This is a genomic window from Enterobacter sp. NFIX58 (genome assembly GCF_900110475.1).
Lineage (GTDB): Bacteria > Pseudomonadota > Gammaproteobacteria > Enterobacterales > Enterobacteriaceae > Enterobacter > Enterobacter quasiroggenkampii.
The window spans coordinates 242949-259144 of sequence record NZ_FODW01000005.1; the positions used below are offsets into that span (position 1 = coordinate 242949).

Genomic DNA, 16196 nt, shown 5'->3' on the forward strand with positions numbered 1-16196 from the left:
CGGGTATAACTCTGAAATTTGTGACAAACCATAAACGGCCTCAACAAGAAGGCCGTAAACCTGCACGCAACCAGGAGCGCACGCTTGAGCACCTCAACGAAAACCATTCTGACCGCCGCCCACTGGGGGCCGATGCTGGTCGAAACCGACGGCGAAAACGTTCTGTCATCTCGCGGAGCATTGCCAACACAACATCCCAACTCTTTACAGACCGTCGTTCGCGATCAGGTGCATAGCAAAACGCGCGTGCGCTGGCCGATGGTGCGTAAAGGTTTTCTGGCCTCGCCGGACAAGCCGCAGGGTATTCGTGGGCAGGATGAGTTTGTTCGCGTGAGCTGGGATGACGCGCTGGCGCTGATCCACACCCAGCACAAGCGCATTCGCGACAGTTACGGTCCGTCGTCGATTTTCGCCGGGTCCTACGGCTGGCGCTCTAATGGGGTGCTGCATAAGGCGTCGACGCTGCTGCAGCGCTATATGAGCCTGGCGGGAGGCTATACCGGTCATCTGGGGGATTACTCCACCGGTGCGGCGCAGGCGATCATGCCGTACGTCGTGGGCGGGAACGAAGTGTATCAGCAGCAGACCAGCTGGCCGCTGGTGCTGGCGCATACCGATGTGGTGGTGCTGTGGAGCGCTAACCCTCTTAACACGTTGAAAATTGCCTGGAATGCCAGCGACGAGCAGGGCATTGGCTATTTCGACGCGCTGCGCAAAAGCGGCAAGCGCATCATCTGCATTGACCCGATGCGCTCTGAAACCCTGGATTTCTTCGGCGACAGCGCCGAGTGGGTTGCCCCGCATATGGGCACCGACGTGGCAATGATGCTGGGTATCGCCCATACGCTGGTGGAAAACGGCTGGCACGATGTCGAATTCCTGACGCGCTGTACCACCGGCTTCGATAAGTTCGCCCACTACCTGACTGGCCAGTCCGATGGCGTGGCGAAAACGGCAGAGTGGGCAGCAGAGATTTGCGGTGTTCCTGCGGATAAACTCCGCGAACTGGCGGCGTTATTCCATAAAAATGCCACGATGTTAATGTCCGGCTGGGGGATGCAACGCCAGCAGTTTGGCGAGCAGAAACACTGGATGCTGGTGACCCTTGCCGCGATGCTTGGGCAGATCGGTACGCCGGGCGGCGGTTTTGGTCTCTCCTATCATTTTGCCAATGGCGGTAACCCCACGCGTAAAGCGGCGGTGCTGGCGTCTTTGCAGGGCTCGGTGCAGGGCGGCGTGGATGCGGTGGATAAAATCCCGGTGGCGCGTATTGTTGAAGCCCTGGAAAATCCGGGCGGTTTTTATCAGCACAATGGTCTGGACCGCCACTTCCCGGATATTAAATTTGTCTGGTGGGCGGGCGGGTCAAACTTCACGCACCATCAGGATACCAATCGCCTGATCCGCGCCTGGCAGAAGCCGGAGCTGGTGGTGATTTCAGAGTGCTTCTGGACCGCTTCGGCGAAACACGCCGATATCGTCCTCCCGGCGACCACCTCGTTTGAGCGTAACGATCTCACCATGACCGGCGACTACAGCAATCAGCATATGGTCCCGATGAAGCGCGTTGTCGCCCCGCGTGATGAAGCGCGTGACGATTTTGACGTGTTTGCTGAACTGAGCGAACTGTGGGAAGCGGGCGGTCGGGCGCGTTTTACTGAAGGGAAAAGCGATCTGCAATGGCTGGAGACGTTCTACCAGATTGCCGGGCAGCGCGGCGCGGCGCAGGGCGTGACGCTTCCGCCATTTGCTGAGTTCTGGGAGGCGAACCAGATTATTGAAATGCCGGAGAGCGAACAGAACGCGCAGTTTGTTCGTTTCGCTGATTTTCGACGCGATCCGGAGAATCATCCGCTGAAAACCGAGAGCGGAAAGATAGTGATCTACAGCGAGCGCATCGCCAGCTTTGGCTATGCTGACTGCCCGCCGCATCCTACGTGGCTCGAGCCGGACGAGTGGCACGGCAACGCCCGGCCGGATCAGCTGCAGGTGTTGTCTGCCCATCCCGCGCACCGTCTGCACAGCCAGCTTAACTATACCTCCCTGCGCGAGCAGTATGCGGTCGCCGGTCGAGAGCCGATCACGCTGAATACCCTCGACGCGAAAGCGCGCGGGATTGCGGACGGCGACGTGGTGCGCGTCTGGAACTCACGCGGGCAGGTGCTGGCAGGGGCGGTGGTGAGCGACGGGATTAAGCCGGGCGTGATCTGCATTCATCAGGGCGCATGGCCTGACCTTGAGCTCGCCGAAGGCGGTATCTGTAAAAACGGGGCGGTTAACGTGCTGACCAAAGATCTCCCCAGCTCGAAGCTGGGGAATGGCTGCGCAGGAAACACGGCGCTGGCCTGGGTCGAGAAATATACGGGTCCCGAGCTTACCTTAACGGCGTTTGATCCGCCTGCCAGCTCATGATCCACGTCGGGTGCTGGGTGTCATCCTGCCAGGCGCTGTCTTCAATGCGAAAGCCCTGCGCATGGTAGAAGTTCACCGCCCGGACATTTTTCTGATACACCTCCAGGGTTAAGTGCGGAAAGCGCTGTTGAACATGGTTCAGCAGCGCGCGCCCGATCCCTTTCCCGATGCATGACGGCGCTACAAACAGGGCGCCGACAAACTGAGACTGCATCACGCTGATAAATCCGCAAGGTTCGCCGTCCTGTTCCCAGACCCAGGTTTCAGCGGAGGGCAGGTAAACATCCCGCACCATGGCCTCATTCTCTTTCCAGTAATTCGGCGCGATAAACGGATGCGCTTCTGTGGTGCTTTCAAGCCACAGGCTCAGAAGCGGCGCGGTATTTTCACTTTGCCATTTGCGGATCATGATGGCCTCCCGGATGACAGAAGCAGCCGGTAACGTGGTCGTTGACCAGGCCACAGGCCTGCATAAAGGCGTAGCAGATGGTGGAGCCGACAAACTTAAAGCCGCGTTTTTTCAGGGCCTTCGAGAGCGCATCCGAGGCTGGGGTGGAGGCCGGGATGTCCGCGAGTGTGGCGGCCTGCGTGACTTGCGGAGTGTTGTTCACAAACGTCCAGACAAAATCTGAAAATGATTCGCCGTTTTGCTCCATCGCCAGATAAGCCCGTGCGTTACCGATGATGGCCTGGATCTTACCGCGATGGCGGATGATGCCGGCATCCTGCACCAGTCGTTCCACGTCCTCATCGGTCATCGCGGCGACGGCGACGGGATCGAACTGATGGAAGGCGTTGCGGTAATTTTCGCGTTTCTTCAGTACCGTAATCCATGACAACCCCGCCTGCTGGCCCTCAAGGCAGATCATCTCAAAGAGCTTTTTGCCATCCGTTTCCGGCACGCCCCATTCCCGATCGTGATAGTCGATATAAAGCTGATCCTGGCTTACCCAACCGCAACGTTCCATCCGTCATCTCCCTTATTGATACTGATTTTGCAAAAAATTCGTTCTGACCGGCTTGACGTGTTTACTATAAAGACAATAGTTAATACAGGGCTATAAGCTCTTCCTGAATAACGACAAATATCGCCGAATTCGGCTCTCTCTGGGGTCGCGTTGATGATGATAAAAAAAATCAGTGGTCGCCATGCTGTGTCTGGCCTGGTGGGAATTTCAGCCTGCCTGTTTTTTTGTAATACAGCGTCTGCCTGGCAACAGGAATATATCGTTTCAGACGCCCAAAATAATACGGCGGAACGCTATACATGGGACGCGGATCACCAACCGCGCTATGAGGATATTCTCGCTGAGCGTATTCAGTCTTCGCAAAACGCCCCGGGTCTTACCCTGAATATACCGTCTGGCAGTACGGCAGAGGGGGCGATGAGCGTGGGCTGGAATTTTCCCGTTTCAGCGCGCATCACCACTGGCCCGGTGGTGGCGTGGCGTTATGACGGCACGGCTCCCATGATGATCAACGAGTTTGGGGATAGCGCGTCGACACAGTCAGTCACGGACCCGCTCTGGCATGCCAGCATCAGCACGCTGGGGTGGCGCGTGAATACCCAGTACGGCGACCTCCGGCCCTGGGCGCAGATCAGCTATAACCAGCAGTTTGGTGAAAATCAGTGGAAATCGCAGTTTGGTATGCCACAAACGCCCGCCCCTGCTCAAAACGGTAGCTGGATGGATGTCACCGTAGGAACGGATATTCCCTTTAATACGCACATGGCGGCCTATGCGTCGCTGGCTCAGGGGGAGCATACCACTACCGGTGAGGAGTTTTTATACACCCTCGGCGTCAGCGCGAATTTCTAGAGTTGTTACTTTTTTAAACGTTACGGTAACATCTCGAATACAACAACCACAGGGTTTACAGCGATAGCAGGTACTAACACGCTATCGCTTTATTCCCGTGCCAGGTCATTCATTCCCGATTCCAGGCATTTCATTCCGTTCCGCCTGCATTTCATGCCGTTTTACCCCAGGCATATTAAGGTTTTGTTTATCGTTGTCCTCAGCGAACTTCCTTAATTTCTCTTGCAGGACAACTGCCATGAACACATCAACCTATAACCGCACGCGCTGGCTCACGCTCTTTGGTACCATCGTCACTCAGTTTGCGCTGGGGTCGGTCTATACCTGGAGCCTGTTTAACAGCGCGCTTTCCGACAAACTCGGCGCCCCGGTCAGCCAGGTCGCGTTCTCCTTTGGTTTGCTGAGTCTGGGTCTGGCGATTTCATCTTCCGTCGCGGGTAAGCTGCAGGAGCGTTTTGGCGTGAAGCGCGTGACAATGGCGTCCGGCATCCTGCTGGGGCTGGGCTTTTTCCTGACCGCGCATTCCAGCAACCTGATGATGTTGTGGCTAAGCGCTGGCGTGCTGGTGGGGCTGGCGGACGGTGCGGGGTATCTGCTGACGCTGTCAAACTGCGTGAAGTGGTTCCCGGAACGTAAAGGCTTAATCTCGGCGTTTGCCATTGGTTCTTACGGTTTGGGCAGCCTCGGGTTCAAATTTATCGACGCCCATCTGCTGGCGTCCGTCGGTCTCGAAAAAACCTTCATGATCTGGGGCGCTATCGTGCTGGTGATGATTCTGTTCGGCGCCACGCTGATGAAAGATGCGCCGCAGCAGGAAGTGAAATCTGTAAACGGCGTGGTGGAGAACGACTTCACCCTCGCGCAGTCCATGCGTAAGCCACAGTACTGGATGCTGGCGGTGATGTTCCTGACGGCCTGCATGAGCGGTCTGTATGTCATCGGCGTGGCGAAAGATATCGCGCAGGGGATGGTGAAACTGGATGCAGCCACGGCGGCCAACGCGGTAACCGTGATCTCCATTGCTAACCTCTCGGGTCGTCTGGTCCTCGGTATTCTGTCTGACAAAATTGCCCGCATCCGCGTGATTACGATTGGCCAGGTGGTCTCGCTGGTCGGTATGGCGGCGCTGCTGTTTGCTCCGCTGAATGAAGCCACCTTCTTCGCGGCGATTGCCTGCGTGGCCTTTAACTTCGGCGGCACCATTACCGTCTTCCCGTCACTGGTGAGCGAGTTCTTTGGCCTGAACAATCTGGCGAAAAACTATGGGGTTATCTATCTGGGCTTCGGGATTGGCAGTATCTGCGGCTCGCTGATTGCCTCCCTGTTCGGCGGATTCTACGTGACCTTCTGCGTGATCTTTGCCTTGCTGATTATCTCGCTGGCGCTGTCCACGACGATTCGTCAGCCGCAGCGTGAAGTCTTCAAAGAGGTGCACGCCTGAGACGTTAAATAAGGCCGGTTATCCGGCCTGTTTCTTATGTGAAGACCGAGGCTTTGCTGGCGTTGTCAAATTCCTGAAGTGTTTTTTGTAAATAACTGTACCTATCACACACTCTGCTGCCACTTTTCCCTTCCTCTGTGGTCTACTTACCACGCCTGTCGTCGTTTCACTGAACGATCCCCTGTGCGTATATGTAATCTGCCCACGTAATAATCAGCGTGGGCGGTGGTACTGTCCCTTGTTCCGGGTAGCTTGCATGAAATACATTAAATCGATGGCGCAACAAAAGCTCTGCTTTTTGCTGGCGTTGTACATCGGCCTGTTTATGAATGGCGCAGTTTTTTTTCGTCGGTTTGACGGTTATGCGCATGATTTTACCGTCTGGAAAGGAATTGCAGCGGTTGTCGAATTGGTCGCTGCGGTACTGGTCACCTTCTTTTTATTCCGTATTCTTACCCTGTTTGGCCGTCGCGTGTGGCGAGTGCTGGCAACGTTTATCGTGCTGTGCTCGGCGGGTGCCAGCTATTACATGACCTTTATGAACGTGGTGATTGGCTACGGCATTATTGCCTCGGTGATGACCACGGATATCGACCTCTCTAAAGAGGTTGTAGGGCTCCACTTTATTCTCTGGCTGGTGGCCGTCAGCGCCTTGCCGCTGCTGCTCATCTGGAGCAACCGCTGCCGCTACACGCTGGTTCACCAGATCCGCACGCCCGGAAAGCGATTCAGAAGCGTCGCCGTGGTGCTGCTGGCGGGCCTGATGGTCTGGGGGCCGATTCGCCTGCTGGAAGTGAAGCAGAAGAATGATGAGCGTACCTCCGGCGTGGATCTGCCAAGCTATGGCGGTGTGGTCGCCAACTCGTATTTGCCGTCTAACTGGATCTCCGCGCTGGGGCTGTATGCGTGGGCGCAGGTGGATGAATCCTCGGATAATAAGTCGCTGATAAACCCGGCGAAGAAATTTACCTATGTTGCGCCAAAAGATATCGACGATACCTACGTCGTCTTTATTATCGGAGAGACCACGCGCTGGGATCATATGGGCATTCTCGGCTATAACCGAGATACCACGCCGAAACTGGCGCAGGAAAAGAACCTGATTGCCTATCGTGGCTATTCCTGTGATACCGCCACCAAGCTCTCCCTGCGCTGCATGTTTGTGCGCGAGGGCGGGGCGAGCGACAACCCGCAGCGTACGCTGAAAGAGCAAAACGTCTTCTCGGTGCTGCATCAGCTTGGATTTACGTCTGACCTCTATGCGATGCAGAGCGAGATGTGGTTCTACAGCAACACCATGGCGCAAAACATTTCCTACCGCGAGCAGATTGGCGCAGAGGCGCGCAACCGTGGAAAACCTGTCGATGACATGCTGCTGATTGATGAGATGAAACTCTCCCTCAACGGTAAGCCTGATGGCAAGCACATGATCATCCTGCATACCAAAGGGTCGCACTTTAATTACACCCAACGCTATCCGCGTAGCTTTGCCAAATGGACGCCGGAATGTGTCGGGGTGGATAAAGACTGCACCAAAGCGCAGCTGATTAACTCCTACGACAACTCCGTAATGTATGTGGATCACTTTATTGATACGGTGATTGACCAGGTTCGTGATAAGAAAGCGATCGTCTTCTATGCGGCGGACCACGGTGAATCCATCAATGAATACGAGCATCTGCACGGTACGCCACGCAAGATGGCGCCGCCGGAGCAGTTCCGCGTGCCAATGATGGTGTGGATGTCCGACAAGTATCTGGAAGACCCGGAGAAAGCGAAGATGTTTGCTCAGCTGAAGAAAGAGGCGGAGATGAAGGTGCCGCGTCGTCACGTTGAGCTGTATGACACCATCATGGGTTGTCTCGGCTATACCTCACCGGATGGTGGAATTAACGAAAACAACAACTGGTGTAAACTCCCCGATAACAGCGCAAAAGCCGCGCAGTAGCTGCTCTGGCGAGAATATCGCCAGTTGAATGGCTTTTTGAAAATAAGGGATTGACGGGGGCGCACCTCAGCAGTAAGATGCGCTCCGCATTCGGCGAGTAGCGCAGCTTGGTAGCGCAACTGGTTTGGGACCAGTGGGTCGGAGGTTCGAATCCTCTCTCGCCGACCACATTCTGAAAAGGGCTAACCGCAAGGTTAGCCCTTTTTGCATTATGACCTTATCTCACCAGAGTATCCAAAACGCCTGTTAGACTGGCTTCTCCCTGTCTGTTAACGATTTTGTGACATAATCCATTGTATTTTTTTATATATAGATTGATCTTTTTTCGCGTTGCTTATGGATAACCTCAGCATTTTTCGCTGTGCGTTTTAACGTTCGCGGTATTTAGTGCTCAGATAATCACCATTCTGCAAGAAAATTTACCCATTCTGAATAAAAGTTAATCACTGATTGTGGCGAAATAGGGAGAGAGTTGTGCTGCAACATGGCGAGTAGCATAAATTTCCCTGCTGAAAACTGGCGCTCATGGTTTTTTTAATCTTTGTTTGCGGTTTCTCACACTCAGCGTAAATCCCCGTCACCTGTATTGACGTTTTCACATTCTGTTGACAGATTGTAGGGCATGAGGGGCATTTCAGGGACGATCTGCGCTGCAACTCAAACGCTCTTCTGAAAGGATTCTCCATCCCTTTAACGCCTTCGGGCACCTCCGACCGGACCGGGTAAAAAATAAATAAAGGTCTGGCGGCGTAACACAACAAAGCAAAACATCACATTGGAGCAGAATAATGAGTATTTCCTTGAAGAAGTCAGGGATGCTGAAGCTTGGTCTGAGCCTGGTGGCTATGACCGTGGCAGCAAGCGTACAGGCAAAAACCCTGGTTTACTGTTCTGAAGGCTCGCCGGAAGGCTTTAACCCACAGCTCTTTACCTCTGGTACGACGTACGACGCAAGCTCTGTACCGATCTATAACCGTCTGGTTGAATTCAAAACTGGCACCACGGAAGTGATTCCGGGTCTGGCTGAGAAGTGGGACGTCAGCGAAGACGGTAAAACCTATACCTTCCACCTGCGCCAGGGCGTGAAGTGGCAGGACAGCAAAGATTTCAAACCAACGCGCGACTTTAATGCCGACGACGTTGTGTTCTCCTTCGACCGTCAGAAAAACGCCCAGAACCCGTACCACAAAGTCTCTGGCGGCAGCTATGAATACTTCGAAGGGATGGGCCTGCCGGATCTGATCTCTGAAGTGAAAAAAGTGGACGATAATACCGTTCAGTTCGTGCTGACGCGTCCTGAAGCGCCGTTCCTGGCTGACCTGGCCATGGACTTCGCCTCTATTCTGTCCAAAGAGTACGCGGACAACATGCTGAAAGCCGGTACGCCGGAGAAAGTCGACCTGAACCCAATCGGTACCGGTCCATTCCAGCTGCTGCAGTACCAGAAAGACTCCCGTATTCTGTATAAAGCGTTCGAAGGCTACTGGGGCACCAAGCCGAAGATTGACCGTCTGGTCTTCTCCATCACGCCAGATGCGTCCGTACGTTATGCAAAACTGCAGAAAAACGAATGCCAGGTGATGCCATACCCGAACCCGGCAGACATCGCCCGCATGAAGCAGGACAAGAACATCAACCTGCTGGAGCAGGCTGGCCTGAACGTGGGCTATCTCTCCTTCAACACCGAGAAGAAACCGTTTGATGACGTGAAAGTGCGTCAGGCGCTGACCTACGCGGTGAACAAAGAAGCGATTATCAAGGCGGTTTACCAGGGCGCTGGCGTTGCAGCCAAAAACCTGATCCCACCAACCATGTGGGGCTATAACGACGACGTTAAAGACTACTCCTACGATCCTGAGAAAGCGAAAGCGCTGCTGAAAGAAGCGGGCCAGGATAAAGGCTTCACCGTCGAGCTGTGGGCGATGCCGGTACAGCGTCCGTACAACCCGAACGCACGCCGTATGGCAGAAATGGTTCAGGCTGACTGGGCGAAGATTGGCGTTCAGGCCAAGATTGTGACCTACGAGTGGGGCGAGTACCTGAAGCGTGCCAAAGCAGGTGAGCACCAGGCAGTCATGATGGGCTGGACCGGTGATAACGGGGATCCGGACAACTTCTTCGCCACCCTGTTCAGCTGCGCGGCGGCAAAAGACGGTTCTAACTACTCTCGCTGGTGCTACAAGCCGTTTGAAGACCTGATCCAGCCGGCGCGTGCGACCGACGATCACAACAAACGTATTGAACTGTACAAGCAGGCACAGGTTGTTATGCACGATCAGGCTCCGGCGCTGATTGTTGCTCACTCCACCGTGTACGAGCCAGTGCGTAAAGAAGTGAAAGGCTACGTGGTTGATCCACTGGGCAAACACCACTTCGAAAACGTATCGGTTGAATAATTAAAAGCAACGCCAGGCGGCGCTGCGCTTGCACTGGCCTACGGTCTGTAGGTCGGGTAAGCGTAGCGCCACCCGGCAGCAGTGCTTAATTCTCTCTCTGAAAGGAGAGGGGATAAGATTTGTGAGCAATACAGACGTCACGCCACTGGTCGTGCGTCATCAGAGAGAATCCGGGTTATGTTGCAGTTCATCCTCCGACGTCTGGGACTTGTTATCCCCACGTTTATCGGTATCACCCTTCTCACTTTTGCCTTCGTCCATATGATCCCCGGCGACCCGGTAATGATTATGGCGGGCGAGCGTGGTATTTCCCCTGAGCGCCATGCACAGCTGCTGGCTGAACTCGGTCTCGATAAGCCGATGTGGCAGCAGTATCTCCACTATATCTGGGGCGTGCTGCACGGTGATTTAGGGATTTCGTTGAAAAGCCGTCTTCCGGTGTGGGACGAGTTCGTGCCGCGTTTTAAAGCGACACTGGAGCTTGGCGTCTGCGCCATGATTTTCGCCACCGCGGTGGGTATCCCTGTTGGGGTACTGGCTGCCGTCAAGCGTGGCTCTATTTTTGACCATACCGCCGTGGGCCTCGCGCTGACCGGCTACTCCATGCCTATCTTCTGGTGGGGCATGATGCTGATCATGCTGGTCTCGGTGCAGCTTAACCTGACACCAGTTTCCGGGCGCGTCAGCGATATGGTCTTCCTGGACGACTCCAACCCGCTCACCGGCTTTATGCTGATTGATACGGCTATCTGGGGTGAAGAGGGCAACTTCATGGATGCCGTCGCGCATATGATCCTGCCTGCCATGGTGCTGGGCACCATTCCTCTGGCGGTGATCGTCCGTATGACCCGTTCATCGATGCTGGAAGTGCTGGGTGAGGATTACATCCGCACCGCCCGCGCCAAGGGCCTGACGCGTATGCGCGTCATCATCGTCCATGCGCTGCGTAACGCCATGCTGCCGGTAGTGACCGTTATCGGTCTCCAGGTGGGGACGTTGCTGGCGGGGGCGATCCTGACCGAAACCATCTTCTCCTGGCCGGGCCTGGGCCGCTGGCTGATTGACGCGCTGCAGCGCCGTGACTATCCGGTTGTGCAGGGCGGTGTATTGCTGGTCGCGACGATGATTATCCTCGTCAACCTGCTGGTCGATTTGCTGTACGGCGTGGTGAACCCGCGTATTCGTCATAAGAAGTAAGGGGCCATCATGTCACAGGTTTCTGAAAACAAAGTTGTTGCTGCACCGGTTCCGATGACGCCGATGCAGGAGTTCTGGCACTACTTCAAGCGCAACAAAGGCGCGGTGGTGGGGCTGGTGTATGTCGCTATCATGATCCTGATTGCGGTATTTGCGAACGTCCTCGCGCCGTATAACCCGGCGGACCAGTTCCGCGATGCGCTGCTCGCCCCGCCTGCCTGGCAGGACGGCGGTAGCCTGGCGCACCTGCTGGGGACCGATGATGTGGGCCGCGATGTGCTGTCGCGTCTGATGTACGGTGCGCGCCTGTCGCTGCTGGTCGGCTGTCTGGTGGTGGTGTTATCCCTGATTATGGGGATCGTACTGGGTCTGGTTGCCGGTTACTTCGGCGGCATTGTTGATAACATCATCATGCGTATCGTCGACATCATGCTGGCGCTGCCAAGCCTGTTGCTGGCGCTGGTGCTGGTGGCGATCTTCGGGCCGTCGATCGGTAACGCCGCCCTGGCGCTGACGTTCGTGGCGCTTCCTCACTACGTGCGTTTAACCCGCGCGGCGGTGCTGGTGGAAGTGAACCGCGACTACGTCACGGCGTCTCGCGTAGCGGGGGCCGGTGCGATGCGCCAGATGTTTGTCAATATCTTCCCGAACTGCCTTGCGCCGCTGATTGTTCAGGCGTCGCTCGGTTTCTCTAACGCCATTCTTGATATGGCCGCTCTTGGCTTCCTGGGCATGGGTGCGCAGCCGCCAACACCGGAGTGGGGCACCATGCTCTCCGACGTGTTGCAGTTCGCACAAAGCGCCTGGTGGGTTGTCACCTTCCCGGGTCTGGCAATCCTGCTGACGGTGCTGGCATTTAACCTGATGGGTGATGGCCTGCGTGATGCGCTTGATCCCAAACTGAAGCAGTAAGAGGCACGAGATGGCGTTATTAAATGTAGATAAATTATCGGTGCACTTCGGCGATGAAGGCACCCCGTTTCGCGCCGTGGACCGCATCAGCTACAGCGTCAATCAGGGCGAAGTGGTGGGTATCGTTGGGGAGTCCGGTTCCGGTAAATCCGTCAGCTCGCTGGCGATCATGGGGCTGATTGATTACCCGGGCCGCGTGATGGCGGAAAACCTGCAGTTCAACGGTCAGGACCTGAAGCGAATTTCTGAAAAACAGCGCCGCCAGCTGGTGGGCGCGGAAGTGGCGATGATTTTCCAGGATCCGATGACCAGCCTGAACCCGTGCTACACCGTCGGTTTCCAGATTATGGAAGCGATTAAGGTGCACCAGGGCGGGAATAAGAAAACCCGTCGTCAGCGGGCGATCGATCTGCTGAACCAGGTGGGTATTCCTGACCCGGCTTCGCGTCTGGACGTTTACCCGCACCAGCTTTCCGGCGGGATGAGCCAGCGCGTGATGATCGCCATGGCAATTGCCTGTCGGCCAAAGCTGCTGATTGCGGATGAACCGACGACGGCGCTGGATGTGACCATTCAGGCACAAATCATCGAGCTGCTGCTGGAGCTGCAGCAAAAAGAGAATATGGCGCTGGTGCTGATTACGCACGATCTGGCGCTGGTGGCCGAAGCCGCGCACAAAATCATCGTGATGTATGCCGGCCAGGTGGTCGAGACCGGAAATTCGCACGATATCTTCCGCGCGCCGCGTCACCCGTATACCCAGGCGCTTTTACGCGCGCTGCCGGAGTTTGCTCAGGATAAAGCGCGTCTGGCATCGCTGCCGGGTGTGGTGCCGGGTAAATATGACCGTCCGCAGGGCTGTCTGCTCAATCCGCGCTGTCCGTATGCGACGGACAAATGCCGGGCGGAAGAGCCAGAGTTGAACCAGCTGGCTGACGGTCGTCAGTCGAAATGCCACTACCCACTCGATGATGCCGGGAGGCCAACACTATGAGTACGCAACAGGCCACCACGCAACAGCCGCTGTTGCAGGCCATCGACCTGAAAAAATATTACCCGGTGAAGAAGGGACTGTTTGCCCCTGAACGCCTGGTGAAAGCGCTGGACGGCGTCTCCTTTAACCTCGAACGCGGTAAAACGCTGGCGGTGGTGGGAGAGTCAGGCTGCGGGAAATCGACGCTGGGCCGTCTGCTGACGATGATTGAAGTGCCGACCGGCGGTGAACTTTATTATCAGGGCCAGGATCTGCTCAAGCACGATCCGCAAGCGCAGAAGCTGCGTCGCCAGAAAATCCAGATTGTGTTCCAGAACCCGTATGGTTCTTTGAACCCGCGTAAAAAAGTGGGGCAGATTCTGGAAGAACCGCTGCTGATTAACAGCAATCTGAGCAAAGAGCAGCGCCGTGAAAAAGCGCTGGCGATGATGGCGAAGGTCGGCCTCAAAACCGAGCATTACGACCGCTATCCGCATATGTTCTCCGGTGGCCAGCGTCAGCGTATCGCCATCGCACGCGGTCTGATGCTTGACCCGGACGTGGTGATTGCCGACGAGCCGGTGTCGGCGCTCGACGTCTCCGTGCGTGCGCAGGTGCTGAACCTGATGATGGATCTGCAGCAGGAGCTGGGACTCTCTTACGTGTTCATCTCCCACGACCTGTCGGTGGTGGAGCATATTGCCGATGAAGTGATGGTGATGTATCTGGGGCGCTGCGTGGAGAAGGGGACCAAAGACCAGATCTTTAATAACCCTCGCCACCCGTACACCCAGGCGCTGCTGTCCGCGACGCCGCGTCTGAACCCGGACGATCGTCGTGAGCGTATTAAGCTGACGGGAGAGCTGCCAAGCCCGCTGAATCCGCCGCCGGGATGTGCATTCAATGCCCGCTGCAGCCGCCGCTTTGGCCCCTGCACCCAGCTACAGCCGCAACTGAAGGAGTATGGCGGCCAGCTGGTGGCCTGCTTTGCGGTCGATCAGGATGAAAATGGCGAGAAGCCACATGCATAACGAAAAAAACCGGCGCTAAGCCGGTTTTTTTATGTCTGCTTTATTATTTCCGCAGGCGAATCTGGTCGACGGCGTGCTTCTCGCTCTTGGTGAGGATCAGGCTCGCGCGCTCGCGCGTCGGCAGGATGTTCTCTTTGAGATTCACGTAGTTGATCTCATTCCACAGCCCCGTCGCCACATTGATCGCTTCTTCTTCAGACAGCTGAGCATAGTGGTGGAAATAGGAGTCCGGATCGGTGAATGCCCCTTCACGGAACTTCAGGAAGCGGTTGATGTACCAGTTCTGCAGCAGGTCTTCCGGCGCATCGACGTAAATAGAGAAATCGACGAAATCCGAGACAAAGACGTGATGCGGGTCGTGAGGATAGTCCATGCCGCTTTGCAGCACGTTCAGACCTTCCAGAATGAGAATATCCGGCTGGACCACCGTTTTATCCCCACCCGGGATGCGATCGTAGATCAGGTGCGAATAGACCGGCGCTGTCACGTGAGGCACGCCGGATTTCAGGTCGGAGACAAATTTCACCAGACGGTGCATATCATAAGAGAGCGGGAAGCCTTTCTTCTTCATCAGCCCGCGTTCTTTTAAGACTTCGTTTGGATGCAGGAAGCCGTCGGTCGTGATCAGCTCCACGCTGCGGTGTTCCGGCCAGCGGCTCAACAGCGCCTGCAGAACGCGTGCGGTGGTACTTTTACCCACGGCCACGCTGCCTGCGATACTAATGATATAAGGAATGCGTTGACCGTTCGTCCCGAGAAACTGCTCCAGCACCGCCTGACGACGCAGGTTCGAGCTGATATAGAAGTTAAGCAAGCGAGAGAGGGGGAGATAAATTTCTGCCACCTCTTCAAGGGACAGATCTTCGTTTATCCCTTTTAACCGTGCGATTTCACCTTCCGTCAGCGTCATAGGGACGGAATCACGCAGGGCAGCCCACTGGCTGCGGTTAAAGTGAAGATAAGGCGTCATTAACGTTTGCTCTTTTTTGCTCATAAGCATGCTTCAGTGAGCCAGCGCTATACTGCCGGATCGTGGCTCATCACACAGTTAATTTTGGACAATGGGCAGGAGGTTAACACCAGATGGCAGGAATAATAAGAAAAAAGATGGATAGCGCTGCGTTACGCGGAAGCCGTCACGCTATGGTGTATATAGTGTAAATCACGCGTGCATGTTGATTATTTGACCCGCAATGACTACTTTTACAGCGCTTAGCGCTTCGTTCGCATAAAATGTGAGCGAAAGAACGTTTTATGCAAATTTTTAGTTGCATGACCGCGCAGGTATCCATAGAATGCGCGCTACTTGATGCCGACTTAGCTCAGTAGGTAGAGCAACTGACTTGTAATCAGTAGGTCACCAGTTCGATTCCGGTAGTCGGCACCATCAAGTCCGGTGGGGTTCCCGAGCGGCCAAAGGGAGCAGACTGTAAATCTGCCGTCACAGACTTCGAAGGTTCGAATCCTTCCCCCACCACCACTTTCTGGCAGCGTAAATGCCGCCGGAGCTGGTTGGAAAAATTAGCCAGCTCAAACTGAAAAAGAGAGAAATCTCTTTTTTTGTTACAGAAAGAACTGGGTAGCCGAGTTTCAGGATGCGGGCATCGTATAATGGCTATTACCTCAGCCTTCCAAGCTGATGATGCGGGTTCGATTCCCGCTGCCCGCTCCAATACGTGCTGATATGGCTCAGTTGGTAGAGCGCACCCTTGGTAAGGGTGAGGTCCCCAGTTCGACTCTGGGTATCAGCACCACTTCACTTCTCCTTCCCGTTTCTCTCTGTTTCAATTTTACTGTATTCAACAATTCAGGCATTTCGCCTGGTTGATGTGGTGATATCACCGATTTATCCGTGTCTTAGAGGGACAATCGATGTCTAAAGAAAAGTTTGAACGTACAAAACCGCACGTTAACGTCGGTACTATCGGCCACGTTGACCATGGTAAAACAACGCTGACCGCTGCAATCACTACCGTTCTGGCAAAAACCTACGGTGGTTCTGCTCGTGCATTCGACCAGATCGATAACGCACCAGAAGAAAAAGCTCGTGGTATCACCATCAACAC

13 protein-coding genes and 5 tRNA genes are annotated in these 16196 nt (G+C 55.2%); 15 read left to right on the plus strand and 3 right to left on the minus strand.

Features of this window, described 5'->3' with window-relative positions; genetic code table 11:
• Window positions 1–132 precede the first annotated feature (132 nt).
• Window positions 133–2412 (plus strand): molybdopterin guanine dinucleotide-containing S/N-oxide reductase, encoded by a 2280-nt coding sequence (locus BMW97_RS19860; protein WP_045907951.1) that lies wholly within the window; start codon window positions 133–135, stop codon window positions 2410–2412.
• Here the strand turns inward: BMW97_RS19860 and BMW97_RS19865 are convergent.
• Complete coding sequence (locus BMW97_RS19865) at window positions 2375–2821, minus strand: N-acetyltransferase (protein ID WP_045907860.1); 447 nt, start codon at window positions 2819–2821, stop codon at window positions 2375–2377. The two genes, BMW97_RS19860 and BMW97_RS19865, sit on opposite strands and share 38 nt — an antisense overlap.
• Window positions 2799–3380, minus strand: a complete 582-nt coding sequence (gene tag, locus BMW97_RS19870) for a DNA-3-methyladenine glycosylase I (protein ID WP_045907859.1) — start codon at window positions 3378–3380, stop codon at window positions 2799–2801. Before tag ends, BMW97_RS19865 begins: the two co-directional genes overlap by 23 nt.
• Window positions 3381–3533: 153 nt before the next feature.
• On the opposite strand from tag, the gene BMW97_RS19875 reads away from it, so the two are divergent.
• The 9 genes from BMW97_RS19875 to dppF all read left to right on the plus strand — a co-directional run bounded on the left by BMW97_RS19875 (window position 3534) and on the right by dppF (window position 14130).
• Window positions 3534–4232 (plus strand): autotransporter domain-containing protein, encoded by a 699-nt coding sequence (locus BMW97_RS19875; RefSeq protein ID WP_045907858.1) that lies wholly within the window; start codon window positions 3534–3536, stop codon window positions 4230–4232.
• Between the two features lie 238 nt (window positions 4233–4470).
• Window positions 4471–5673 carry an L-lactate MFS transporter gene (locus BMW97_RS19880; RefSeq protein ID WP_008502767.1) on the plus strand — a complete coding sequence of 401 codons (1203 nt, stop codon included), beginning with the start codon at window positions 4471–4473 and terminating at the stop codon, window positions 5671–5673.
• Window positions 5674–5929: 256 nt separating this feature from the next.
• Complete coding sequence (eptB, locus tag BMW97_RS19885; protein ID WP_045907857.1) at window positions 5930–7621, plus strand: kdo(2)-lipid A phosphoethanolamine 7''-transferase; 1692 nt, start codon at window positions 5930–5932, stop codon at window positions 7619–7621.
• Window positions 7622–7712: 91 nt separating this feature from the next.
• Window positions 7713–7789, plus strand: a tRNA-Pro gene (locus tag BMW97_RS19890).
• 620 nt (window positions 7790–8409) lie between these two features.
• On the plus strand, window positions 8410–10017 hold the full coding sequence (dppA, locus tag BMW97_RS19900; RefSeq protein WP_045907856.1) for a dipeptide ABC transporter periplasmic-binding protein DppA: 1608 nt from the start codon (window positions 8410–8412) through the stop codon (window positions 10015–10017).
• A gap of 177 nt (window positions 10018–10194) precedes the next feature.
• Entirely contained in the window at window positions 10195–11214 is a 1020-nt protein-coding gene (gene dppB, locus BMW97_RS19905; protein WP_008502770.1) for a dipeptide ABC transporter permease DppB, read from the plus strand.
• 9 nt (window positions 11215–11223) lie between these two features.
• Window positions 11224–12126, plus strand: coding sequence for a dipeptide ABC transporter permease DppC (dppC, locus tag BMW97_RS19910; RefSeq protein WP_008502771.1), 903 nt, complete (start codon window positions 11224–11226; stop codon window positions 12124–12126).
• A gap of 10 nt (window positions 12127–12136) precedes the next feature.
• A complete protein-coding gene (gene dppD / locus BMW97_RS19915) occupies window positions 12137–13120 on the plus strand; it encodes a dipeptide ABC transporter ATP-binding protein (protein WP_008502772.1) in 984 nt (327 codons plus the stop codon).
• A complete protein-coding gene (dppF, locus tag BMW97_RS19920) occupies window positions 13117–14130 on the plus strand; it encodes a dipeptide ABC transporter ATP-binding subunit DppF (protein ID WP_008502773.1) in 1014 nt (337 codons plus the stop codon). The genes dppD and dppF overlap by 4 nt, the downstream gene beginning before the upstream one ends.
• Window positions 14131–14173: 43 nt before the next feature.
• Here dppF and coaA read toward each other — a convergent pair whose 3' ends face one another.
• Complete coding sequence (coaA, locus tag BMW97_RS19925; protein ID WP_021242480.1) at window positions 14174–15124, minus strand: type I pantothenate kinase; 951 nt, start codon at window positions 15122–15124, stop codon at window positions 14174–14176.
• A 317-nt stretch (window positions 15125–15441) separates the two neighbouring features.
• On the opposite strand from coaA, the gene BMW97_RS19930 reads away from it, so the two are divergent.
• The 5 genes from BMW97_RS19930 to BMW97_RS19950 form a co-directional block, all read left to right on the plus strand.
• Window positions 15442–15517: transfer RNA gene (locus tag BMW97_RS19930), tRNA-Thr, on the plus strand.
• Between the two features lie 8 nt (window positions 15518–15525).
• Window positions 15526–15610, plus strand: a tRNA-Tyr gene (locus tag BMW97_RS19935).
• 117 nt (window positions 15611–15727) lie between these two features.
• Window positions 15728–15802 (plus strand) — tRNA-Gly (locus BMW97_RS19940).
• Between the two features lie 6 nt (window positions 15803–15808).
• Window positions 15809–15884, plus strand: a tRNA-Thr gene (locus BMW97_RS19945).
• Between the two features lie 118 nt (window positions 15885–16002).
• Window positions 16003–16196 (plus strand): GTP-binding protein (locus BMW97_RS19950; protein ID WP_004929415.1); only part of this gene is annotated, 194 nt, incomplete at its 3' end.

Excerpts from the sequence above, each read along its gene's own strand:
- BMW97_RS19860 (WP_045907951.1), top strand. The coding sequence starts at position 133 with ATGCTGGTCGAAACCGACGGCGAAAACGTTCTGTCATCTCGCGGAGCA.
- BMW97_RS19865 (WP_045907860.1), bottom strand. The coding sequence starts at position 2,821 with ATGATCCGCAAATGGCAAAGTGAAAATACCGCGCCGCTTCTGAGCCTG.
- tag (WP_045907859.1), bottom strand. The coding sequence starts at position 3,380 with ATGGAACGTTGCGGTTGGGTAAGCCAGGATCAGCTTTATATCGACTAT.
- BMW97_RS19875 (WP_045907858.1), top strand. The coding sequence starts at position 3,534 with ATGATGATAAAAAAAATCAGTGGTCGCCATGCTGTGTCTGGCCTGGTG.
- BMW97_RS19880 (WP_008502767.1), top strand. The coding sequence starts at position 4,471 with ATGAACACATCAACCTATAACCGCACGCGCTGGCTCACGCTCTTTGGT.
- eptB (WP_045907857.1), top strand. The coding sequence starts at position 5,930 with ATGAAATACATTAAATCGATGGCGCAACAAAAGCTCTGCTTTTTGCTG.
- dppA (WP_045907856.1), top strand. The coding sequence starts at position 8,410 with ATGAGTATTTCCTTGAAGAAGTCAGGGATGCTGAAGCTTGGTCTGAGC.
- dppB (WP_008502770.1), top strand. The coding sequence starts at position 10,195 with ATGTTGCAGTTCATCCTCCGACGTCTGGGACTTGTTATCCCCACGTTT.
- dppC (WP_008502771.1), top strand. The coding sequence starts at position 11,224 with ATGTCACAGGTTTCTGAAAACAAAGTTGTTGCTGCACCGGTTCCGATG.
- dppD (WP_008502772.1), top strand. The coding sequence starts at position 12,137 with ATGGCGTTATTAAATGTAGATAAATTATCGGTGCACTTCGGCGATGAA.
- dppF (WP_008502773.1), top strand. The coding sequence starts at position 13,117 with ATGAGTACGCAACAGGCCACCACGCAACAGCCGCTGTTGCAGGCCATC.
- coaA (WP_021242480.1), bottom strand. The coding sequence starts at position 15,124 with ATGAGCAAAAAAGAGCAAACGTTAATGACGCCTTATCTTCACTTTAAC.